Origin of the sequence: Inquilinus limosus (assembly GCF_002195995.1) — a bacterium.
GTDB classification, from domain to species: Bacteria; Pseudomonadota; Alphaproteobacteria; order DSM-16000; family Inquilinaceae; genus Inquilinus; species Inquilinus limosus_C.
The window spans coordinates 50,798-71,815 of the sequence record NZ_NHON01000022.1 but is presented as its reverse complement, the minus strand read 5'-3'; the positions used below and the strand labels follow the sequence as shown (position 1 = coordinate 71,815).

The following is a 21,018-nucleotide window of genomic DNA, read 5'->3' as shown; positions in this document are numbered from 1 at the left end:
GCGGGAGAGGCAAAAATTTGCTGCCCGCTCTAGGCCCCGGCACACAGCGGCGGCCGGCGGTCGATCCAGGGCTGCGCCGCTTCCAGCTGGGTCGCCAGGCGCAGCAGCGTCGCCTCGTCGCCGCCGCGGCCGGCCAGCTGCACCCCGACCGGCAGCCCGTCCGGCGTCCAATGCATCGGCAGCGACAGCGCCGGCAGGCCGGACAGGTTGAACGGGAACATGAACACCGCATCCGACCACAGCGCGTTGTAGGCGTCGTAGTCGGTCATGGTCATGTCCCAATGGCCGAAGGGCCGGGGCGGCTGGGTCAGGGTCGGGGTCAGGACCGCGTCGAAGGGCAGCAGCTGCCCGACCAGGATGCGGCCGAACTGCCGCAGCGCCTCGACATCGGCCGCGTGCCCGACGCCGCTGATCGACCGGCCGCGCTCGATCGCCGCCCAGGTGATCGGCTCGACCTCTTCCGGCGTCACCGGCCGCCCCGCCACCGGCTCCAGCGCCGCGAACATCGCCGCCGTCTGCACCGCCCCCATGCGGGTGTAGGCGGCCCAGGCCGTCGGCGCGTCGAAATCGAGATCGATCTCTTCCACCGTGTGGCCCAGCCCCTCCAGCAGCCGCGCCGTGCCACGCAGCGCTGCCGTCACCTCCGGATGGACCGGCTTGCCGTCCGGCGCCCGGGTGACCATCGCAAGGCGCAGCCCCTTGGCCGGCTGCCGCGCCGCCTCGGCCCAGCTGCCGGATGGTGTCGCCGGGGTGTAGGGGTCGCCCGGCGTGCCACCGGCCACGGCGTCGAGATAGGCAGCGGTGTCGCGCACGGTGCGCGAGACGCAGAGGAAATTCGCCCCGCCATACCAGACATCGACCGCGCCGGGGGCGGAGGAGACCCGGCCGCGCGATGGCTTCAGCCCGACCAGGCCGCAATTCGACGCCGGCACGCGGATCGAGCCGGCGCCGTCGGAGGCTTCGGCCAGCGGCAGCAGCCGCGCCGCCACCGCCGCGGCGGCCCCGCCGCTGGAGCCGCCGGAGGTCACATCCGCGCGCCAGGGATTGTGGGTGCGGCCATACAGTCGCGGCTCGGTCGAGATGCACCAGCCATTCTCCGGCACGTTGCTGCGGCCGAGGATGCTGAAGCCGGCCTGCTTGACCCGCCGGGTCGATTCGCCGTCGACGGGGGCGGGCAGGTCCCGCAGCCAGGCGCAGCTGGCGGTGGCCGGCACGCCCTGCCATTGCGAGCCGAGATCCTTCAAGAGGAACGGCACCCCGGCGAAGGGGGCGCCTGCCGGGGCGTGCGCCGCCGCCTGCCGCCCGAGGTCGTAGGCCTTGATGGTGACGGCGTTGAGCTGCGGGTTCAGCCGCTCGATCGCCGTGATCGCGGTCTCCGCCAGCTCGGCCGCGGAGACGTCGCCGTCGCGCACCCATTCGGCCAGCCCCAGCCCGTCGCGCGCCGCGTAATCTCGGATCAGGGCCTCGGTGACGATGGCCATCTGTCCCTCCCTGCTTTGACAGAAGGCTAGCATGGGGCCCGGGACCGGCAACGCCAACCGGTTGCGGAGCTGTCATGACGGCCCTGGGCAGCTGTTTGCCGCCTATGTCGAGAGCTGCTGATCCACAATCCGTGAGTAGCGCAGCCGATGGGCCGTCTTCCTCAAAAATGGCGCGCGAGAATTCTAGAGACTGGGTGACAGCCCGCCATCGATCCGCAGATTGATGCCAGTTATGTACCCTGCGATCGGGCTGGCGAGGAAGGCGATGGCATCCGCAATTTCGTCCAGCCGACCGACCCGGCCAACGGGGACCTGAGCGAACATCGGCAGGACAGCACGCTCGATATCCTCCCATGGTGCGTTCCTGTCCGCCACTCCGCGCTCCGCCGCAACTTCACGGAAGCGGGCATCGAGCGTGGAACTGTGTATCGTGCCCGGAGAAACGGCATTTACCGTGACGCCGTCGGCCGCCACCGCCTTCGCCATCGAGGCCGTCATGGCGTTCATGGCCGCCTTGCATGCCGAATAGTCCGGCGCAGACGGTGGCGGCATCGTTGCGGCAACGCTCGATATGTTGATCACGCGTCCCCATCTGGCTCGCTGCATCTTGGGCAACAGCCGCGTGGTGATCCTAAGGGCAGCCAGGACATTGCGATCATAGGCGGACGCCCAGGAGGCGGGCCGTGGATCTATCCAGCTCTGCCTGGAACCGTCCGAGCCTCCCGCGTTGTTGACCAGGATGTCGATGGGGCCAGCGAGCCCTTCTGCCTCATCGACCAATCGCTGCACCTCGTCGTCATGCGTGAGATCCCCAACGACGATATGGGCATGTCCACCCTGCGCAATGATGGCATCGGCAACTTGCTCTGCCCGAGCTCCATCTCGACCGTGAACGATGATGATCGCCTTCTCCAGGGCGAGCTTCCTGGCAATTGCTTCACCAATTCCCTTGCTACTCCCCGTGATCAGCGCCTTCTTGCCATTCAATTGTAAATCCATCGCTGGAAACCCACTCTACAGTGCTGATGGCTTTGTAGGTTGAGCAGGATGATGGACGAGACAAGTACGCACTTTTATGTGCCTACCGCGCATGAGGAACGGGAAGTGTGTCTCGGGCCGGAGGGTTCAGTTTCGCACGTGGCCAGAGTGATACGGATGATACAAGGACGCTGGAAGTTGCCAATTCTCTTCCGGCTCTACGCCGATCCTTCGATTCGCACCTTGCAGTTGAAGCGGGACTTACCAGGCATCTCGCAGAAAATGCTGACGCAGCATCTTCGTGAACTGGCGGACGACCGACTTATCGAAAGAGTAGATTTTGGCGAGAAGCCCCTGCGTGTCGAATATCAATTGTCAGAGATGGGCAGGCAACTGCTGCCCGTGCTGATAGCGACGCGCAATTTCTCGGTCCGCCATCCGGTTTAGTGGCCCTCGCCGTCTCTGGCGCACTTTTGCGAGGCCTGGCTTTTCCCGGGTGCCATTTACGCCGCTGGCCAGAATGTGATCTAGGCTGCTTCGGCGCCGGTCAGCCCGGCCTCCCAGGCCAGCAGGGCCTGCTTCTTGGTCGGGCCCCAGCGGTAGTTGTGGAGGATGCCGCTGGCGCGGATCACGCGGTGGCAGGGGATCAGCACCGACACCGGGTTGGACCCGACCGCCCCGCCCACCGCGCGGCTGGCGGACGGGCGGTCGATTGCAATGGCAATGTCGCCATAGCTGGCCACCATGCCGGCCGGAATCGACAGCAGCGCCTCCCACACCTTGACCTGGAAGTTGGTGCCGCGCAGCAGCACCGGCAGCGGCGGACGCTGCCCCACCGGTGCGAACATCCGCGCCACCACCGTGGCGGTGGCCGCCTGGTCGCGCACCAGCTCCGCCCCCGGCCATTCGCCGGCGAATTCGGCCACGGCCGCGCCCTCGTCGCCGGTGACGAAGCTGAACCAGCAGACACCGCGGTCGGTGACGCCGACGATGCAGCGGCCGAACGGGCTGGACTGCACGCCCCAGCGGATCACCAGCCCGGCGCCGCGCGCCTTCCAGTCGCCGGGGATCATCGCCTCGCAGGTCACGAACAGATCGTGCAGCCGCGACGGGCCGGACAGGCCGGTGTCGAGCGCGGCGTCGAGCAGGCTGGCCTGGACGCTGAGTAGCCGGCGGGCATGGTCGAGCCGCAGATACTGGGCGAAGCGCTTCGGGCTGATCCCGACCCAGCGCGAGAAGACGCGCTGGAAATGGTGCGGGTGCAGCCCGGCCTCGGCCGCCAGCGTCGCCAAGTCCGGCGGGTCGTCGCGCCGCTCCACCAGCAGAGCGATGGCCCGCGCCACAGCGTCGTGGTGCGGCTCGTCGGCGGCATCAGCCGGCTCATCGGCGAGAAGGGCGTTCATGACGCCACTGTCCCGCCGCCGGCCCTGGCGGGCAACCCGGAAGTTGCGGTCAGCCTTCCTCCGCCGCCAGCCAGTTCAGGTGCCAGCGGCTGTCCGGCGGCACGGACCGGCCCTGGCCGGTGCCGTCGCGCTGCATGGTCAGGAAGCCCGGCAGCGCCGGCGCCACCACCGCATCCCACAGCCACTCGACATCGCGGAAGCCCATCAGCCGGGCGGTCGGCCGGACTTGGTCATGGGCGGCCAGCAGCTCCCGCGCCCGGTCGGCCAGCCAGGCCGCCTGGCGCGCCACCATCGCCTCGCCGTCACGGCGGCTGGACAGCGGCGCGTCCGGCCCCATGGCGAAATGCGGCCCGGCTTCGCCCGCCGGCGGCAGGCGCGAGACGTCGACGCAATCCGGCTCGACCGCCCAGAGCTGCGAGGTCTCGATCCGCCCGGCATGGTCGCCGCGCGACGGCCCCTGCCCGTCGATGCCCTCGCGGTCGGCCTCGAAATCCGGCAGCGACAGCAGCCGCGCGCCGATATGGGGCTGGACCAGCCCGACCATGGTCTTCAGGTCGCGGTAATTCTGGCCGTAATGGCCGGTCAGCAGGATCACCGCCTTGAAGCCGATCCGGTCGGCAGCGCGCAGCTGGTAGCAGATGTTCTTGAAATGCTGCCAGGGCGGCAGCGCCGTCAGCCAGTCGCGCGCCACCTCCCCGACATGGGCGCGGGACCAGATGGCGTAGTCGCCGACCTCGTGGATGTGCCAGTAGTCCGGCGGCGCCACGATGCCGCCGCCGCGCCGGGCCGCGGCGCAGGCGATGCCGTGCGCCTTCAGGGCGTCGAGCCCGACCGCGTTGTGCGGCCCGTGCGGCTCGCACAGGCCGTAGGTCAGGTACAAGACCGGCGCCTCGGCGAAGCGGCGCTCCAGCTGATCGGGGAACATCCGCTCCCAGCGGACCTCGTCCATCGCATCCCTCCGTTCGCGGCCCGGGGACCACGGGGCAGCAGTCAATCCTGGACGCCGCCGCGCAGCCGGTCGAGCGCCGCCGACAGGTCGCGCGCCAGATGATCGCGGTCGGAGGGGGCGAGGAAGCCGCCGATGGCGAAGCGCTGGCCGTGGCTGGTCAGGGTGATCCGGTTCTGCCCGACCTCGCTGCGGTCGACCGACACCCGCAGCCAGTAGGGCTGCAGCTCGATCCGGTGCGACACGCCACGATGGTCGCCATGCTCCACCACCAGCCGGTCGGCGGTCAGGCGCAGGCTTTCCCAGCTGCGTCCGGCCCGGCGCAGGTTCAGCCGCATCAGGACGAACAGCAGCAGCGCGTCGAGCCCGTAGAAGCCAAACACCGGCCAGGCGCCGAGCATCAGGAACAAGACGCCGTTGAACAGGCTGGTGACGCCGACCACGCCGATCACCAGCCAGAAGCCGACCGGCCCCAGGCTGCGCTTCGGCCGCAGCAGCCGCTCGAACAGGACCGGTCCGCGATCCTCCATGGCGCCGCCATGGGCGCCGATCCGGGTGAGGCTGCTGCTGCGCATGACTGTGAGCATAGTCCGCGACGGCACTGTGGCAATGGCCGATGGCGCCGCCCGCATGGCCTCGCTAGGCTGCGGCGCATGAAGCCAGCCGCGATCGACACCTTCTACGCCCGACTCGCCGCCCGCATGCCGGAGCCACAGACCGAGCTGCAATACAGCAGTCCCTTCACCCTGCTGGTCGCCGTGGTGCTGTCGGCCCAGGCCACCGATGTCGGGGTGAACAAGGCGACCGGGCCGCTGTTCGCCGTGGCCGACACGCCCGAGAAGATCGCCGCGCTGGGGGTGGAGGGGCTGTCGCGCTACATCCGCACCATCGGCCTTTACAACATGAAGGCGAAGAACGTCATCGCCCTGTCGCAGATCCTGCTGCAGCAGCATGGCGGCGAGGTACCGCGCGACCGGGAGGCGCTGGAGGCGCTGCCGGGCGTCGGCCGCAAGACCGCCAATGTGGTGCTGAACGTCGCCTTCGGCGAGCCGACCATCGCCGTCGACACCCACATCTTCCGGGTCGGCAACCGCACCGGCCTGGCGAAGGGCAAGACGCCGGACGCGGTGGAGAAGGTGCTGGAGCGGGTGACGCCCGACCGCTGGAAGCTGCACGCGCATCACTGGCTGATCCTGCACGGCCGCTACACCTGCAAGGCGCGCCGGCCGCTGTGCGAGACCTGCGTCGTCGCCGATCTGTGCGAATGGCCGGAGAAGACCATCCCCGCCTGAGAGACAGCGAAGGCTGCCTCGCCTAGGCATGGAGGCGATGGGCCAGCGGGCCGAACCAGGCGCCGAAGCCGAGCGAGCGATCACATCCCGCCTGGGATTCAGGCGGCGGATCCCGCCCGCTGGCTCGCGGCGCGGCCCGGTCCGGCCAGGACCGCCAGATGGGCCCGGGCAATGCCGATCTTCTTGACGACGGAGCTGCCGCTCTCGATGCCGTGGAACAGCTCCTGCCGGTCCGACAGGGCATCGATCATGCGGTCGGCATAGCTCTGCCGCGGCCGGGCGCGGGCGACCGCGCGCAGATGGGCCAGGCCGTGCGGGTCGGCCAGGGTCGCGCCGAAGGAATCCGTGATCTCCCCCGCCAGCGCGGCCTCGAACCAGGGCAGCAGCCGGGGATGGGTCAGGACCGCACCGAACAGCGGGTCGTCGCGATAGCCATGCCAGCGCGTGGTCAGGCGCCGGGCCTCGTCGTCGCCGACGCTGGCGAGATCCTTGAACGAGCTGCCGCCGCCGTGGCGGGTGACGGCGGCGACACGCTCGGCCGAGCGCAGCCCCAGCCGGTCCGCCACCCGCTGCCGGTAGTCCGCATCCAGGACCCAGGCATTGTAGCCGATCAGCGACAGGCCTGGCACGGCGCCTTCGGCATAGGCCTTCAGCCAGTCGCGCTCGGCGAAGAGCTGGCGCAGGATCATCACCAGGTCGAGCCGGGCCAGCCGCTTGCGGTGCATCAGGCTGGCGGTGAGGTTCAGCGGGTCGCGCAGGAACAGCAGGTCCACCCGCTGGCCGCCGGTCGCGCGCTGCATCTGCCAGGCGGCTTCGAGCCCCAGCCGCGTCACGCCCTCATAGTTGAAGATCGAGGTGCCGTTCGCGCCCTTGCCGCGCGCCGCCGGGCCGCTGACCGTGCGCAGATGCGCCCGGATCGGCTCGCCGATCACGACGTTGTTGACGAAGGCGGCCGGCGTGTCCCGGTTCTGCCGCAGCCAGCGCACGAAGGCGTGGTGGCCGGATCGCTTGGTGGAAATGACGTTGATGAATTCGAGACCCATCCTCGCCCGCTCTCCCTCGGTTGGACGGAAGAAGTTCCCTGCCCTGCCGTTCCGGGCGACGTCGAGCGCCGCCGGCGGCCGGCTTGATGCCAGCGCCGCCATCCTTACAGGAAAGTAAGGAAAGGCTGAACCGTCATGTTCGCCGCAGGCGCGGGATCGGGCCCCGGCCGCCGCCGGTCAGGGCGTCATAGCCGCCGTCGCCGCGGCAGTGATCAGAGACCGTTTGGAAATGCGCTGGCGAGAGTCGGCTGGCGGTGGTTTCGAGAACCGGAGCGCAGCGCACATTGGTGCGTGAGCACCGGAAGCACAGAAACCGTCGTCAGACGGCCGCGCCAGGTGCATCTACGGACGGTCTCTCGGATCGGCGATCTCGTCATAGCCGCGGTTGAGGAACTGGATGAGGCAGAGCCCATGGCCGAACGGATCGGCCAGCGGCGCCAGCCGGCCCCAGGCGGCGGTGCGGATCTCGCCCTCGGCCACGGCGCCGGCCGCGACCGCCCGCCCCCGCGCGGCCGCGATGTCGTCCACCACCACGTCGAGATGCACCGGCGTCCAGTGCCGGGCGTAGTCGCGGCGGCTGTCGCCGGCACCGATCGTGCCGGCCGCCTTGCGCAGCAAATAGAGGGGCGCGGGCCAGCCGGTCAGCTCCACCACCTCGCCGCCGAAGCGGCGGCCGACCGTGAGGCCGAAGGCCGCGGCGTAGAAGGCGACCCCGGCCTCGAGATCCGGCACGTCGATATTGACCAGCAGCGCCATGGCGTCCCCTCCCCCTCTGCCCGCCGCCCGCTACCGCGTCAGCGCCTCCGCCTCGAGGGCGCCGAGGGCGGCGGCGAAATCGGTCATGTCGGTGGTCAGCCGGGCCAGGCCCCTGGTCGGCGACAGCGTCGCCTCGTCCATGTAGAGGGCCCGGTTCAGCTCGACCTGCAGCGCATGGATGCCGGCACGCGGCCGGCCGTAATGCCGGGTGGTGAAGCCGCCGGCATAGGGCGTGTTGCGGGTGACGGCATAGCCGCGGCCGGCCAGCCACTGCTCCGCCGCCTCGGTTACCGCGGCGGCGCAGGAGCTGCCGTAGCAGTCGCCCAGCACGACGTCGACGGCGCGGCCGCCGGGGGTGCGCGAGGCGCCCTGCGACGGCATCGAATGGGCGTCGATCAGGACGACATGGCCGAAGGCGGCGCGGGTCTCGTCGACCAGCCGGCGCAGCGTGGCATGGTACGGGGTGTAGAAATGCTCCACCCGCTCCACTGCCTCGGCGAAGCGCAGCTTGCCGCGATAGATGTCCTTCCCCTGGGCGACGATGCGGGCGATGGTGCCGAGCCCGGCGACGACCCGCGGCGAGCGGGTGTTGACCCAGCCCGGCAGCGCGTCGTCGAACATCTCGGGGTCGAGCTCATAGGCCTCGCGGTTGACGTCGAGGAAGGCGCGCGGGAACAAAGCGCGCAGCAGCGGCGCGCCGCGCTCCGGCACCTGGCCGAAGATCTGGTCGACGAAGCCGTCCTCGGAGCGGCGCAGGGTGTGGGGGTCGAGCTTCGCCGCGGCCAGGAACGACGGCGGATAGTCGCGGCCGCTATGCGGCGAGGCGACCACCACCGGGAGGCGCCGATCCTGCGGCAGGGCGATCGCCACCGCGTCGGACGCCGGCGACTGCGAGGCGACTTGACCATCCATATCACCGTCATATCCCAGCGCCCCCGGGCTGTCGACGGCGGCTGTCGCTGCGGCCGGTGGGCCTGTTCGGCAGCGGGCTCGGTTTGATGCTTGCACCCCCCGGTCGATGATGCTACATGGGCGCTCCCCGCGGACGACCGGCTTCCGGTCGCCCTTCCCGGTAACGGGCGCGTAGCTCAGCGGGAGAGCACTACGTTGACATCGTAGGGGTCACTGGTTCAATCCCAGTCGCGCCCACCACCGGACCTCCAGGCAGATCAGAGAGCTTGGCGTGGCCTCCCCCCGGGGGGGATCCGCGGTTCCGCGCAGAACAGCGCTGGAGCGCGCTGACGCATTGGCACGTTTTAGGCACACCGGTTTTCGACGTTTGTTCGCGTGCAGGCTCAACTCGGCAACCACCGGGATGGCCGGCCCATGGGCGCACACTCCGTTTCGGATATTGCGTTTATCTCATCTGAACATATATAACTGACAGAAAGTCGCAACTGATAAGCGGCCGATAAGGGAGGGAAGCGTATGGGCTCAGACGGTGCGCTACGCCATGACACCCAAAAAAGTGCACTCAGAGGCTCCGCTCAATGAACGCTTTGCTCGAAAAGCCGGATACCATCGTGCCGTCCGAAGAGGATGCCAAGCTGGCCGCTGAATCGAGCCGAATCTTGGCTTCTAAGCGGCCCGAGGAAGAGTTCCGCGTCCATCTGAACGATGGCCAGGAGTTGCCCCTGCCAAAGGCGGTGCGGCAGTTTCTCACTCATCTGCTGACCGAAATCTCACACGGCAATGCCGTGACGCTAATCCCTATTCATGCAGAGATGACAACCCAGGAAGCGGCCGACTATCTCAACGTGAGCAGGCCGCACCTGGTTAAGCTGCTCGAGACTGGGGAAATCAAATTTCACAAGGTGGGCTCACACCGCCGAGTGCGGTTCAGAGATTTGAGGGCATTCAAGGAGCAGGTTTCCGCTGGTCGGGCTAAGGCTCTCGAAGAGCTGGCGGCTCAGGCACAGGAACTTGGAATGGGCTATTGATTTGACGCACTTCGCCGTCGTCTATGATGCGTGTTGCCTCTATCCCGCTCCATTGCAGGATCTCCTCATGGAGTTGGCGACGGCGGAGCTCTTCCGAGCCAGGTGGACCGCGGCCATTCACGATGAATGGATGCGAAACCTTCTTCTTGATCGGCCGGACCTGACCCGTGAAAAGCTGGAGCGCACGTGTGCCCTTATGAATAGGCACGCCCCAGATTGTCTGGTTGAGGGATACGAGCACCTGATCCCGTTAATTAATCTTCCAGACGCGGATGATCGGCATGTGGTTGCCGCCGCTATTCAAGCTCGCGCCAATGCCATAATCACTTTCAATTTGAAGGACTTCCCAGCTGCAGAACTGGCGCGCTTCGATCTAGAAGCGATCCACCCGGATGACTTCATAAGCTTTCAATTCGATCTTCGGGAATACACAGTCGTGATAGCCGCCCAGAGATGCCTACGGCGGCTAAAGGCGCCTCCCAAAACCGCGGAAGAATATCTCGCCACACTTGAGGCTCAGTCGCTGCCGAAAACGGTAGCAGCACTGAGACCCTATGCCACTATACTCTAGCAACAGAGGAGCCCAGTCGTTCAGGAGCGATGGGTGGAGATGCGGGGCGGCCCACGGCGGCTGGCGACAGGGATTAAACGCGCTCCCTCCCGTGTGAAGGGAGTGCTCTCCGGAGGGGCGCTGCCCTTTCACGGCGGTTGTCCCGGCTCCAGTTCGACGCCCCGCGCAGGCGGCAACTGGGCTGGGCCTGCCCAACCCGCTCTGAATCCTCGACCGGAACGTTGTCCTGGTCTGGCAGGGTGCAGTGGACCGAGATTCGGCTGGCGAGGCACGGCGACCTCCCGCCACCATCTTGTCGGGTCAAGGGCGGGAGCGATGCCTTGGGCATGGCAGGTCGCGATCCGGAGGTTGAAGCCCGGAAGCTGAGGCGGCGGTTTCAGGCGGTTACGTCGCGCCTGGAACGCGCCGAGCGGCGTCGACGATGGATGCGGTGGCTGGTCCGCATGGCCCCGCCGCTGCTGGTGACGGCCGGGCTCGTCATGGGCGGCTTCATGAACAGCCCATGGCCGCCGGGGCCGACGATCCGGCATCTGGCGGCCTTTCCGAACTGCGCCATGGCCCGATGGGTCGAACTGGCGCCGGCCCGGGCCGGCGAGCCGGGCTATTATGCCCGGCACGACCGGGATGGCGACGGAATCGCCTGCGAACCCTGGGCACCCTGATCCGCCGGTTTCAGGTCAGGACGGGGCACCGGTCGCCGGATCCACCTCCAAGATCCCCACCCGGGACTCGATCTCCACGGCCGATACCACTCCCGCCGCCTGCTCGATCTCGCGGAAGCAGCGATACATGCCGTCGTTGAAGCGGATGTCGTCGAAGACCAGGATCCAGGGGCTGGCCAGGCGGCCGATCAGCTGCTCCGCCTGCGCCTTGACGATGTCGCCAACATGGATGCCGTCGATGAAGGCGATGCCGGGCCGGCCGAAGCGGATCTTGGCCGCCTCGAACCCGGCCTCGAAGGTGTCGGCGACCGCGGTGAAGCGCGGGCTGACCGCGGCCAGGTTGGCGCGGGCGATCTCCTGCCACTGCCGGTTCGGGTCGAAGGTCACCAGCCGGCCGCGGCGGTTGGCCTGGAGGCCGGCCAGCCAGTACATGCCGGAGACGCCGAAGGCGGTGCCGATCTCGACCACCGTCCAGGGCCGGTAGCGGCGCGCCAGCTGGACATAGACCCGGCCGTATTTGTGGCTGGTGCGGACGCTGTTGCTGGAGCGCTTGAAGCTGTCGTCGGCCGCGGTGAAGTCGCGATAGCCCTCCCACAGGTCGAGCGGCCCCATCTCCTGCGTCAGCCGGGCGCGCTCGGCGATCAGCCGCTCCCGGCCGAAGGGGCGGGGGCGGATCAGCTCCGCCACCCGCGCCTCGGTCAGGAAGGCCGTGTCCCGCTTGCGGCGGACCACGGCCAGCGGCGCCGGTCCGGGTTCCCCCATCAGGCCGCCAGCGGGAACGGGCAGGCCTGGCGCAGCGCCGCCAGGTCCGGCATCCGCTCCGGCACATAGGTGCACAGCCGCGCGTGGTCCGGCGTGACCGTGCCCAGCTCCGCCAGGTCGAAGGGCTCGACATCCTTCAGCCCGACAGAGGCGAAATAGTCCTCGAACTTGGTGTTGCCGCCCGGGATCTGCGTCTCGCTGGTCGACATCACCGCCCAGCCGACCGGGATGCCGTAGGCCTGCGCCACGATGAGGCCGTGCAGCGAGGTCGAGATGATGTGCTCGCACTCCGAGATCTCGTCGAGGAAGGCCTCGATGCCGTCATAGGAGCCGCGCATGATGTCGATCACCTTGACGTCCGGATGCACCTCCAGCGGCGCCGCGACATGGGTGAAGTGCCGGATCAGGCCGAGCTTGTGCTTCTTGGTGCCCTTCGGCTGGTACAGCTGCGGCAGCAAAAGCGCGACATCGCCATAGACCTGCGGGCATTGGCCGCCGCTGTCCAGCACCAGGCGCCGGGTCAGCGGGCCGCGCACCGCCTTGTACACCGCCTGCGGATGCAGCTTGTCGGTCAGGCGCGGGCTGCCCGTGCCCCAGACCGGCGTGCCCTTCTTGGCGAATTTGATCACCGAGCCGATGACGAGGGCGCCGCTGCCCGCCGCCACCCAGCGCGGCGCGCGGCCGGTCAGCTTCTCGACGATGTAGGGGTTCAGGATGTCGCCGAAATTGCCGGGATAGGGCTGCTCCATCCACCACAGCAGCGGCCGCTGCTTCAGCGGCAGCCCGCCGGCCTTGGCCCGCTCCTCCAGCCCCAGCCGCAGCATCCGGCCCTGGGCGAAGGCCTTGGCCTTCGCGGTGCCGTGCCCGGCCAGCTCATGGGCGTAGCGCTGGCCCTCCTCCGGCAGATGGAACTCGATGCAGAAATCGACGACGCGCTGCAGCAGGGTGGACAGGCGGTCGCTGTACTCGCCCTCCTGCCGCAGCTGGCCGATGCGGCCCTCATAGAGGGCAAGCGCCGCCTGCTCGCCCTCCTGCCGGCGGGCGACGCGGGCCAGGGTGTTCAGCGGGTCGTCCTGCGACGGGTCCAGCTCGGTCATCTTCTTCAGATAGACCGCGGCGTTCTGCATCTTGCCGGCCTTCAGCTCCTGCTCGGAGATGGCCTTCAGCACGCGGTACTGGCGCGTCGGCTCCAGGATCGGCGCGTCGTGCTGCGCCACCTCCTTGACGAAGTCGCGGACATTGCCGCTGTCGCCGAAGGAGAACCAGGCATCGGCCGCGCCCAGCTTCTCGCCCCAGGCCAGACGCTTGGGCGGCAGCAGGGTGACCTGCAGCTGCTCGGAATGCGCCCGCCAGGCCTCCTCGAAGAAATAGTCGTCGGTGCCGCGCTCCTTGCTGGTCTTCTCCAGCTCCACCAGCTGCTCCAGCAGCCGCCGCACCGGGGTCGTGTAGTTGAAGAACAGGAACCCGGGGTGGAACGTCCGCGCGAAGATGAACGGGTCGTACTCCCGGAAGTACTTGAAGTTCCGCAGGAAGGCCGCGAAGTCGCTCTCGCAGTTCAGGAACGGGTCCGGCCGCTTGATGATCCGGGTGTCGATGTCGACCCAGATGATCGGCCGCTTGTACTCCTCCAGCTTGCGGGAATAATAGTTGACCTTGTAGCGGCAGATATCGGCCCAGTTGGCATCGGGGCCGAGCTTCACCTCCTCGAAATCATGCTCGATGTCGAGCTTCTTGCAGTCCTCGGCCAGGTTGTAGGCCGAGTCGTAATAGTACTGCTTGCCGCCATAGAAGCTGACGACGACGGCTTCCTTAGCCATGGTGGGAATCCTCGAGCTGCAGCAGCAGGGTGGTCTCGTCGAGCTGGCTGATCTCGTAGATCGGCCGCTCGACCAGGTCGGACTCGGCGATGGTGAAGATGCGCCGCCCCTCGCGGGCGATCTCGGAGCCGAGGAAGGCGTCGATGGCGTTGCGCACCGCCGGCAGGTCCGGCGCCTCGAGGATCACATGCGGCGAGCGCGACCGGATGGCGCGGACGCAATCGGCCCGGTCGCGCGCCGCCTGGCCCGACAGGCGCAGCCGCACCAGGGCGGCGGCGTCGCAGGCCTGCGACAGCTGCTTCGGGTCGGCCGCGTCGCACAGCTCGATCGCCGCCTGGTCGCCCTGGCCGTTGAGGGCCCGGTACTGCTGCAGGATCGGCTCGCCCTTGCTCTTCTCATAGGCCACCGACACCGACCCCGCCCTGGAGACGAGGCTGCCGAAGGCGGAGGCGAAGTAGAGGAAGCCGGGGTCGAGATCGACCACCTTGTCGCCGGGCTTCAGCACCTTGGCGGCGCAGGCCAGGGTGCTGTTGCGCCAGCGCCGGGCCTCGATCTCCTGCAGCTCGACCTCGGCGCCGTCGACCGGCACCGCCAGCTGCACGGCATCGGACGTCCGGACGACGACATGGTCCGGCAGCACGATCTCCTGGTTCTTCGACGGCTCCGCGGCGGCAGGCGGCGCGTCGGCCTCATCGAAGGCCGGCAGGGCCTTCGCCGCCGGCGGGGGGTCGATCGCCAGCGCCTCCACCGCGACCACCGGCTTGCGGTCGAAGGCGGCCGCGAACTGGTCGACATTGTCGCGCGCGCCGGCGATCGCCGCCGCCCGCTCCTCGTCGTTGACCGGCTGCACGAACTCGATGGCGTCGCCGATGCGCAGGTTGCGGTTGGCGGCGTCGAGCAGGATCGCGGCCCGGGTCAGCGACGGGAACCGCTCGGCCAGGGCCCGGCCGCTCTTGCTGGTCGGGCCGCAGACCTGGATCAGCGGCGTCCGGCCCATCACCGAGAACAGGAGCCCGTGGAAGCGCGAGCTGACCACCAGCCCGGCCGAGCCGTAGAGATCCATGACCGCCGAGACGTCGTAATCCGCCGCCTTGACCACCTGGATCTCGCGCCGCTGCCGCAGCCGCTCGTAGATCGCCTCGTCATCGACCGAATGGACGACGCCGATCACCTTGTTATACCCCCGGCCGAGCGAGTCGAGCGTCTCGTCGAGATAGGCATCGATGGTGCTGTCGCGCTTGGCCAGCCAGCCCTCCAGGCTGTGGCTGAGCGAGAGAACGGCCAGGCCGGGGTCGCGCCGCACCGGCACCGGCCGTGGCCCGTCGGCCAGCAGCAGAGCGAGGTCGCCGGTGGTGTGGACGTTCTTCAGACCGACGGTTTCGGTCAGCAGGGTGGCGTCGCTGCGCTCGCGCACCGTGACCAGCCGCGCCAGGGACAGCGCGTCCTTGAAGGCGGCGGCGCCGAGCGTGGTGCGGATGCCCTGGGTGCCGACGCCGAGCACGGCGGAGGGGATGCCGCGCTCATAGGCGTAGCGGATCGGCGCGGTGTAGTTCGAGACGTTGCTGAAGCTGCTGTCGTAGAGCAGCCCGCCGCCGCCGATCACCACCAGGTCGGCGCTGTCGATCACCGCATAGTCCGGGTTGGGACCGACCAGGTCGACCTGGTCGAAGCCGTTGCGGTACAGCACCTCGCGGGCGCCGAAGCTGACCGCGTCGTCGCCGACATTGCCGACGCCGAAGGCGGAGACCACCACCGCCCGCCGATCGGCGTGTCGTTGCCGCACCCCGGTGTCGCGCTTGACGTAGTCCAGCACCGGCTGGGAGTGGCGGCGCCGGGTGACGTCGAGCGCCGAGCGGGCGGCGCCGGCGGCGTGCCGGGCGAAGACGACGAAGACCTCGTTGGCGTGCAGCACATCGCCATGGATCACCAGCGCCTGCAGCACCTGCCGCGGCAGGCGGGGCATCAGCCCCTTGTGCACGATCGCGTAGTCCGGGATCGGCGATTTCAGCTGGGTCACGGCGCTGTACGGAATGATCCGGGCATTGGCCAGGGCATTCGACAGGGCTTCGAACAGATAGTCCGGAACGAGGACTTCATCGCCCGACGCAAGCTTCAGCGCCGCGATCATGTCCTTGTGGTGCTTATCCACGGGGCCCCTCCAGGAATCCGGTTGGAAAAGGGGGGTCTCGGACAGCCTTCCAGACATCCGGCGAAACGCGGACAAGGGAGTCCGCCGCCCGCCGGGCCCTGGCCGGACGGGTTGAGTGGCCGTCATCTCTGGAAAGCGCGGAAGTCGGCGCTACGGGGCGTCGTGTCTCGGTCTGGGACGCCGGCGGTCGCTCGTTTCCATCTGATTCCCCTTCACTCAGGCACGCGGCATCTCGACCGGCCGTCCGGACATCGCCGGGACAGACCGATGATCGCGACCGCTTCCCCGGGGTTGAGATCCCAGATGAGGCGTAATGGCATTGAAGCACCACACGCCAGGCAGGTTTTAACACCTAGCCTTGGGGTTAGTCGGCCGCAGGCCACCCATTCCTTTTGACACCGTTCATCTAAGGGCGCAACCAGTAATTCGTCTGCTGATTTCATTGGTAATATGGATCGCAATTTATTTTATTTGTCTCATAATTGCGCAATTGCGGCACACGGCTTTTATCAGTTCTTGACCGAAGAACCTCCGCTCAGTTTCCTATGCTAGGACGAAGCGGCAGATGCGGCAAGCTTTCACTGCTAAATCTTCCCAGGAAAATTACCGATCTCTGGCGTCGGCCTGGGAATTACAAGCTTCCCCTCGGGGGGTCAGGCCGCCGCCTTGCGCTCCAGGCGCCGGACCGCATCGGCGAGCGGCCGCGCCGCGTCATCATAGCCATCCCAGGCGGAGCCCTTCGCCAGCAGCCCGGGCGCGGTGCGCATCGTGTAGCGCTTGGGGTCGAGCCCCTTCCGCACCTGGTCCCAGGTCAGCGGCATCGACACCGTCGCCCCCGGCCGGGCCCGCGGCGACAGCGGCGCCACCGCGGTCGACATCCGGTCGTTGCGCAGATAGTCGAGGAAGATCCGGCCGCGGCGCTTGTCCTTGGCCATGTTGACGACGTAGCGGTCCGGCGCGTCGCCGGCCAGGCGCACGCAGACCTCCTTGGCGAAACCTTTCGCCTCCGCCCAGTCCGGCCCGCCGCCGCGGGGCGCGGCCAGCGGCGCCACCACATGCAGCCCCTTGCCGCCGGTGGTCTTGCAGAAGGGGACGAGGCCGATGGCCTCCAGCCGGTCCTTCAAGGCCCGGGCGGCCTCGACCACCGCGTCGAAGGCGACGCCGGGGCCGGGATCGAGGTCGAACACCAGGCGGCCGGGCCGGTCGATCTGGCCGGGCCATCCGTTCCAGGGATGCAGCTCCAGCCCGCCGGACTGCGCCACCGCGGCCAGCCCCTCGACCCGGTCGATCTGCAGATAGGGCTTGCGGTCGCCCGCCACCTTGACGAGGGACAGCAGGCTGGACGTGCCGGGCATGGCGTGGCGCTGGAAGAACACCTGGCCGCCGATGCCGTCCGGCGCGCGCAGGATCGAGCAGGGCCGGCCCTGGATATGCGGCAGCATCCAGGCGCCGACCGCCTCGAGATACTGCGCCAAGTCGAGCTTGGTGACCGGCTCGCCGTCGCCGGCATCGGGCCACAGCGCCTTGTCGGCCTTGGACAGGGCCACGCCCAGCACCGTCGCCTTGCCCGTGGCGGCCCGGCCACGGGCCGGCTTCGCCGCCTTGGCGGGCGCCGGTTCCGCCAGCTCGGTCTCGGCCGCCGGGGCGGGAGCCTCGGCCTCGACCTCCTCCGCCGGCTTGTCCTCGCGCAGACCCTTGAACGCGGCCTGCCGCACCATGCCGGAACCGGTCCAGCCGGCGAACTCGATCTCGGCCACCAGGTCCGGCCGGGCCCAATGCACGCCGCGCTCCTTCCGCGGCGCTCCGGCGCCGGTGAAGGGCGATGTGTCGGCTTCGACCGCCTTCAGCCACGGCAGCAGCCGCTCGACCTTGGCGGCGCCGTAGCCGGTGCCGACCCGGCCGATATAGACCAGGTGGCCGCCGCGATGGACGCCGACCAGCAGGGATCGGAAGCGGTTGCCGGTGGTGGACCAGCCGCCGATCACCACCTCCTCGCCGCCGCGGCACTTGGCCTTGGTCCAGCGATCGCTGCGGCCGGACTGGTAGGCGGAATCGAGGCGCTTGGAGATGATGCCTTCGAGTTTCAGCTGGCAGGCGGAGCGCAGCACGGCCTCGCCCGCCTCCTCGAAATGGTCGACATAGCGGATGGGCGTGGTGGCATCGCAGCCCTGCTCCTCCAGCAGCGCGCGCAGCCGGTCCTTGCGCGCGGACAGCGGCTCCGGCCGCCAGTCGCGGTCGCCCTCATGCAGCAGGTCGAAGGCGAAGAAGATCAGGTCGCGGCTGCGACCTTCCGACAGCGCCACCTGCAGGGCGGGGAAGTTCGGATGGCCGTCCTCGTCCAGCGCCACCGCCTCGCCGTCGATGATGCAGTCCGGCCAGCCCTTCGCCGCATCGGCGGTGGCCTGGAAACGATGGGTCCAGTCCAGCCCCTTGCGGGTCTTCAGCGTCGCCTTGCCGCCGTCGATCCGGAGCTGCAGGCGATAGCCGTCGAACTTGATCTCATGCGCCCAGCCCTTGCCGCCGGGCGGCCGGTCGACGGAGAGGCACAGCTCCGGCGGGATGAAGTCCGGCATCGCCGAGGCGCCGGCCTTCCCCTTCCGCCGCGGCGCGAACGCCTTGGCCGCCGCCTTCTCCGGCTTGGCGGACGAATCCCAGACCGCATCCGACCGCGCCGAGGCCCCACCGCCCAGCATGAAGGGTTTCGGCCCACGGCCACGACCCGCCGCGATCTCGGCCATGGCCCGGCCGGAGGCGACGGAGCGGTCCTCGGCCAGCACCGCATCGCCGTCGGCTTCCACCGCGTGCTCGTCGCGATGCTTGATCAGCAGCCAGTTGGTGCGCTTGCCGCCGGTGCGGTCCCGCTTCATCCGCACCAGCACCCAGCTGCCGTGCAGCCGGTCGCCGTCCAGCGTGAACTTCAGCTCGCCCTTGGCCAGCTGCTGCTGCGGCGACGCCCGCCCCTCGGGCTGCCAGACACCGCGGTCCCACAGCTGGACCGTGCCGCCGCCATATTGCCCCTTGGGAATGGTGCCCTCGAAATCGCCATAGGCCAGCGGATGGTCCTCGACCTCCACGGCCAGGCGCTTGTCATGCGGGTCCAGCGACGGCCCCTTGGTCACCGCCCAGGACTTGAACACGCCGTCGAGCTCCAGCCGCAGGTCGTAATGCAGCCGCGTCGCCGCATGCTTCTGGATGACGAAGCGCAGCCGGTCGGAGGCGGCGACGCCGGTCGCGTCGCTGGGTTCGGCCGTCTTCTCGAAGTCGCGCTTGCGCCGGTAGGTCGACAGGCTGTCCCTGGCCATCGCCTTCGCCCGAAAGTTGCGTCGCCCTGGGAACGATGCGCGCGACGCGGCGGTTCCGGAAGACCCTTCTGGCGCGGCGCCCGATTCTAGCGCGGCGCCCAGTCGCCCTCCCGCACCCCGGGCACGGCCAGCAGCGTCTCCACCGCCGGCGGCAGGCCGTTGTCGGCCGGGTAGCCGCGCCAGAACAGGTCGTAGCGCAGGGTGCTGACCCCGGATGCAGGCTGGACGGTGATCGAGCTGGCGACGATGCGGAAACCCGCCTGCTCGAGCGCCGCCTCGACGTCGCGGGCGCCCAGCCGCCCCTGCTCCACGGTCAGGCTGAGGCGGGCCTTGCGCTGCTGCCTCACGCTCTCCTCCAGCCATTTCAGGCCCCACAGCGTGGCCAGTCCGATGGCGAAGGCGATGCCGCCCAGGATCAGCTCCGCCGCGCCGAAGCACAGGCCCATCACCGTGACGAACCACAGCGTCGCCGCCGTGGTGACGCCCAGCACCAGGCTGCCGCGGCGCAGGATGGCGCCGCCGCCGATGAAGCCGATGCCGGACAGGATGCCGAGCGGCAGGCGCATCACATCCATCCGGACGAAGGAATCCCCGGCCTTGCCGGTGGTGGCGAGCAGCTGGTTGGCCAGCACCATCGAGAAGGCTGCCGCGAGGCAGACCAGCAGATGCGTGCGCATCCCGGCCGCGCGGCCATGCGCTTCGCGATTCCAGCCGATGATCGCGCCGGCGAGGGTGGCGAGCGCGAGGCGCAGCAGGATATCGGGCCAGGTCGGGACCAGCGGCATTGACGGGCGCCCTCCGGTGACGTGCGATTCAGGAACCCGGCGGGACGGCCGCCCGTTCCTTCCGGGACCGATCCGCTGCCCCGAGGACGAGATGGCACCGCGCGCGACCTGGAAAGGCACCTTGAAGCTGGGCTTCCTGTCCTGCCCGGTCGCCCTGTACACCGCCGTCGGCGAGGGCGACGAGATCCACTTCAACATGGTCAACCGCCGCACCGGCCACCGGCTGCGGCGCCTGTTCGTCGATGCCGAGACCGGCAAGCCGGTCGAGCGCGACCAGCAGGTGAAGGGCTATGAGGTCGACACCGACCGCTATGTCGTGCTGACCGAGGAGGAGATCGAGGCCGCGATCCCCGACAGCACCAAGACCATCGAGATCGAGAGCTTCGTTCCGCGCGACCGGGTCGACCGCGTCGCCATCGACCGGCCCTACTACCTGGCGCCGGCGGATGCCGTGGGGGCCGAGGCCTTCGCGGTGATCCGGGCGGCCTGCGAGAAGGCCGGGACGGTCGGGATCGGCCGCACCGTGCTGTTCCGGCGCGACCGGGTGGTGATGCTGTGCCCGGAAGGACCGGGCTTCCTGGCCAACCTGCTGCATTTCGAATATGAGATGCGCGACGAGGCCCAGGCCTTCGACGACATCCCGGCCATGAAGATCACCGGCGAGATGCTGGACCTGGCCCGGCACATCATCGGCCAGAAGAAGGGGCGGTTCGATCCGGCGAAGTTCGAGGACCGCTACGAGACGGCGCTGATGGAACTGATCCGGGCCAAGCAGCGCGGCGAGACGATCAAGCCGCCGGCGGCGCCGAAGCGCGGCCAGGTCATCGACCTGATGGCCGCGCTGCGCGAGAGCGCCGGGGCTTCGGCGAAACCCGGCCGCAAGTCTTCGGCGAAGCCCAAATCGACGGCCAAGGGCAAGACCACGCCGGCCGCCCGATCGACCCGGCGGCGCAAGGCGAGCTGATCGCCCGCACATTGCCTCTCCCGCCTACGGGAGCCTCTCGGAATTTTCAACACCGTCATTGCGAGCGCAGCGAAGCAATCCAGGGGCCAGTGCGCACCGGCCCCTGGATTGCTTCGTCGGCTTCGCCTCCTCGCAATGACGGCGGGGAGGGCGTTCGAAGATCCCGT

Annotated in this window: 19 protein-coding genes and 1 tRNA gene; 7 read left to right on the top strand and 13 right to left on the bottom strand. The window is 68.8% G+C overall.

The genetic code is table 11. From position 1 onward, the window contains the following. Positions 1-29: 29 nt before the first annotated feature. Positions 30-1,481 (bottom strand): amidase, encoded by a 1,452-nt coding sequence (locus BWR60_RS14015; RefSeq protein WP_088151645.1) that lies wholly within the window; start codon positions 1,479-1,481, stop codon positions 30-32. A gap of 183 nt (positions 1,482-1,664) precedes the next feature. Further along, on the bottom strand, positions 1,665-2,480 hold the full coding sequence (locus tag BWR60_RS14010; RefSeq protein WP_088151644.1) for an SDR family NAD(P)-dependent oxidoreductase: 816 nt from the start codon (positions 2,478-2,480) through the stop codon (positions 1,665-1,667). Positions 2,481-2,528: 48 nt separating this feature from the next. On the opposite strand from BWR60_RS14010, the gene BWR60_RS14005 reads away from it, so the two are divergent. Further along, positions 2,529-2,906, top strand: a complete 378-nt coding sequence (locus BWR60_RS14005) for a winged helix-turn-helix transcriptional regulator (RefSeq protein WP_230983051.1) — start codon at positions 2,529-2,531, stop codon at positions 2,904-2,906. 80 nt (positions 2,907-2,986) lie between these two features. Here the strand turns inward: BWR60_RS14005 and BWR60_RS14000 are convergent, their stop codons facing one another. Genes BWR60_RS14000 through BWR60_RS13990 form a run of 3 tightly spaced genes read right to left on the bottom strand, consistent with a single transcriptional unit; the run spans position 2,987 to position 5,383 of the window. Next, positions 2,987-3,862, bottom strand: coding sequence for a bifunctional transcriptional activator/DNA repair enzyme AdaA (locus BWR60_RS14000; protein ID WP_088151643.1), 876 nt, complete (start codon positions 3,860-3,862; stop codon positions 2,987-2,989). A gap of 49 nt (positions 3,863-3,911) precedes the next feature. Continuing rightward, complete coding sequence (locus tag BWR60_RS13995; protein ID WP_088151642.1) at positions 3,912-4,811, bottom strand: creatininase family protein; 900 nt, start codon at positions 4,809-4,811, stop codon at positions 3,912-3,914. Between the two features lie 41 nt (positions 4,812-4,852). Continuing rightward, positions 4,853-5,383, bottom strand: coding sequence for a DUF2244 domain-containing protein (locus tag BWR60_RS13990; protein WP_179221765.1), 531 nt, complete (start codon positions 5,381-5,383; stop codon positions 4,853-4,855). Between the two features lie 78 nt (positions 5,384-5,461). On the opposite strand from BWR60_RS13990, the gene nth reads away from it, so the two are divergent. Continuing rightward, the gene (gene nth / locus BWR60_RS13985) at positions 5,462-6,100 is read left to right on the top strand and encodes an endonuclease III (RefSeq protein WP_088151640.1); all 639 of its coding nucleotides are present in this window, start codon (positions 5,462-5,464) and stop codon (positions 6,098-6,100) included. 98 nt (positions 6,101-6,198) lie between these two features. On the opposite strand, the gene BWR60_RS13980 is transcribed toward nth, so the two are convergent. The 3 genes from BWR60_RS13980 to BWR60_RS13970 form a co-directional block, all read right to left on the bottom strand. Next, a complete protein-coding gene (locus BWR60_RS13980) occupies positions 6,199-7,143 on the bottom strand; it encodes a hypothetical protein (protein WP_088151639.1) in 945 nt (314 codons plus the stop codon). A 342-nt stretch (positions 7,144-7,485) separates the two neighbouring features. Continuing rightward, positions 7,486-7,899 carry a VOC family protein gene (locus BWR60_RS13975; protein ID WP_088151638.1) on the bottom strand — a complete coding sequence of 138 codons (414 nt, stop codon included), beginning with the start codon at positions 7,897-7,899 and terminating at the stop codon, positions 7,486-7,488. Between the two features lie 30 nt (positions 7,900-7,929). Continuing rightward, positions 7,930-8,811, bottom strand: a complete 882-nt coding sequence (locus tag BWR60_RS13970) for an N-formylglutamate amidohydrolase (protein ID WP_088151637.1) — start codon at positions 8,809-8,811, stop codon at positions 7,930-7,932. Between the two features lie 165 nt (positions 8,812-8,976). On the opposite strand from BWR60_RS13970, the gene BWR60_RS13965 reads away from it, so the two are divergent. The 4 genes from BWR60_RS13965 to BWR60_RS13950 all read left to right on the top strand — a co-directional run bounded on the left by BWR60_RS13965 (position 8,977) and on the right by BWR60_RS13950 (position 11,072). Then, positions 8,977-9,051, top strand: a tRNA-Val gene (locus tag BWR60_RS13965). A gap of 338 nt (positions 9,052-9,389) precedes the next feature. Further along, on the top strand, positions 9,390-9,839 hold the full coding sequence (locus tag BWR60_RS13960; protein WP_088151636.1) for a helix-turn-helix domain-containing protein: 450 nt from the start codon (positions 9,390-9,392) through the stop codon (positions 9,837-9,839). Further along, positions 9,823-10,410 (top strand): PIN domain-containing protein, encoded by a 588-nt coding sequence (locus BWR60_RS13955; RefSeq protein WP_179221764.1) that lies wholly within the window; start codon positions 9,823-9,825, stop codon positions 10,408-10,410. Before BWR60_RS13960 ends, BWR60_RS13955 begins: the two co-directional genes overlap by 17 nt. 425 nt (positions 10,411-10,835) lie before the next feature. After that, the gene (locus BWR60_RS13950; protein ID WP_088151634.1) at positions 10,836-11,072 is read left to right on the top strand and encodes an excalibur calcium-binding domain-containing protein; all 237 of its coding nucleotides are present in this window, start codon (positions 10,836-10,838) and stop codon (positions 11,070-11,072) included. Between the two features lie 15 nt (positions 11,073-11,087). On the opposite strand, the gene BWR60_RS13945 is transcribed toward BWR60_RS13950, so the two are convergent. From BWR60_RS13945 to BWR60_RS13925, 5 genes are all read right to left on the bottom strand, one after another. After that, positions 11,088-11,834 carry a class I SAM-dependent methyltransferase gene (locus tag BWR60_RS13945; RefSeq protein ID WP_088151633.1) on the bottom strand — a complete coding sequence of 249 codons (747 nt, stop codon included), beginning with the start codon at positions 11,832-11,834 and terminating at the stop codon, positions 11,088-11,090. After that, positions 11,834-13,651, bottom strand: coding sequence for a polysaccharide pyruvyl transferase family protein (locus BWR60_RS13940; RefSeq protein ID WP_088151632.1), 1,818 nt, complete (start codon positions 13,649-13,651; stop codon positions 11,834-11,836). Before BWR60_RS13940 ends, BWR60_RS13945 begins: the two co-directional genes overlap by 1 nt. Next, positions 13,644-15,800: a polysaccharide pyruvyl transferase family protein gene (locus BWR60_RS13935; protein WP_179221763.1), complete on the bottom strand. Its 2,157-nt coding sequence runs from the start codon at positions 15,798-15,800 to the stop codon at positions 13,644-13,646. The genes BWR60_RS13940 and BWR60_RS13935 overlap by 8 nt, the downstream gene beginning before the upstream one ends. A gap of 653 nt (positions 15,801-16,453) precedes the next feature. Further along, positions 16,454-19,102: a DNA ligase D gene (ligD, locus tag BWR60_RS13930; RefSeq protein WP_088151630.1), complete on the bottom strand. Its 2,649-nt coding sequence runs from the start codon at positions 19,100-19,102 to the stop codon at positions 16,454-16,456. Between the two features lie 86 nt (positions 19,103-19,188). After that, positions 19,189-19,887 (bottom strand): MgtC/SapB family protein, encoded by a 699-nt coding sequence (locus BWR60_RS13925; protein ID WP_088151629.1) that lies wholly within the window; start codon positions 19,885-19,887, stop codon positions 19,189-19,191. 91 nt (positions 19,888-19,978) lie between these two features. On the opposite strand from BWR60_RS13925, the gene BWR60_RS13920 reads away from it, so the two are divergent. Beyond that, positions 19,979-20,851 carry a Ku protein gene (locus tag BWR60_RS13920; protein WP_088151628.1) on the top strand — a complete coding sequence of 291 codons (873 nt, stop codon included), beginning with the start codon at positions 19,979-19,981 and terminating at the stop codon, positions 20,849-20,851. Positions 20,852-21,018 lie beyond the last annotated feature (167 nt).

Coding starts and splice junctions, on each gene's coding strand:
- BWR60_RS14015 (WP_088151645.1), bottom strand. CDS start 1,481: ATGGCCATCGTCACCGAGGCCCTGATCCGAGATTACGCGGCGCGCGAC.
- BWR60_RS14010 (WP_088151644.1), bottom strand. CDS start 2,480: ATGGATTTACAATTGAATGGCAAGAAGGCGCTGATCACGGGGAGTAGC.
- BWR60_RS14005 (WP_230983051.1), top strand. CDS start 2,529: ATGATGGACGAGACAAGTACGCACTTTTATGTGCCTACCGCGCATGAG.
- BWR60_RS14000 (WP_088151643.1), bottom strand. CDS start 3,862: ATGAACGCCCTTCTCGCCGATGAGCCGGCTGATGCCGCCGACGAGCCG.
- BWR60_RS13995 (WP_088151642.1), bottom strand. CDS start 4,811: ATGGACGAGGTCCGCTGGGAGCGGATGTTCCCCGATCAGCTGGAGCGC.
- BWR60_RS13990 (WP_179221765.1), bottom strand. CDS start 5,383: ATGCGCAGCAGCAGCCTCACCCGGATCGGCGCCCATGGCGGCGCCATG.
- nth (WP_088151640.1), top strand. CDS start 5,462: ATGAAGCCAGCCGCGATCGACACCTTCTACGCCCGACTCGCCGCCCGC.
- BWR60_RS13980 (WP_088151639.1), bottom strand. CDS start 7,143: ATGGGTCTCGAATTCATCAACGTCATTTCCACCAAGCGATCCGGCCAC.
- BWR60_RS13975 (WP_088151638.1), bottom strand. CDS start 7,899: ATGGCGCTGCTGGTCAATATCGACGTGCCGGATCTCGAGGCCGGGGTC.
- BWR60_RS13970 (WP_088151637.1), bottom strand. CDS start 8,811: ATGGATGGTCAAGTCGCCTCGCAGTCGCCGGCGTCCGACGCGGTGGCG.
- BWR60_RS13960 (WP_088151636.1), top strand. CDS start 9,390: ATGAACGCTTTGCTCGAAAAGCCGGATACCATCGTGCCGTCCGAAGAG.
- BWR60_RS13950 (WP_088151634.1), top strand. CDS start 10,836: ATGCGGTGGCTGGTCCGCATGGCCCCGCCGCTGCTGGTGACGGCCGGG.
- BWR60_RS13945 (WP_088151633.1), bottom strand. CDS start 11,834: ATGGGGGAACCCGGACCGGCGCCGCTGGCCGTGGTCCGCCGCAAGCGG.
- BWR60_RS13940 (WP_088151632.1), bottom strand. CDS start 13,651: ATGGCTAAGGAAGCCGTCGTCGTCAGCTTCTATGGCGGCAAGCAGTAC.
- ligD (WP_088151630.1), bottom strand. CDS start 19,102: ATGGCCAGGGACAGCCTGTCGACCTACCGGCGCAAGCGCGACTTCGAG.
- BWR60_RS13925 (WP_088151629.1), bottom strand. CDS start 19,887: ATGCCGCTGGTCCCGACCTGGCCCGATATCCTGCTGCGCCTCGCGCTC.
- BWR60_RS13920 (WP_088151628.1), top strand. CDS start 19,979: ATGGCACCGCGCGCGACCTGGAAAGGCACCTTGAAGCTGGGCTTCCTG.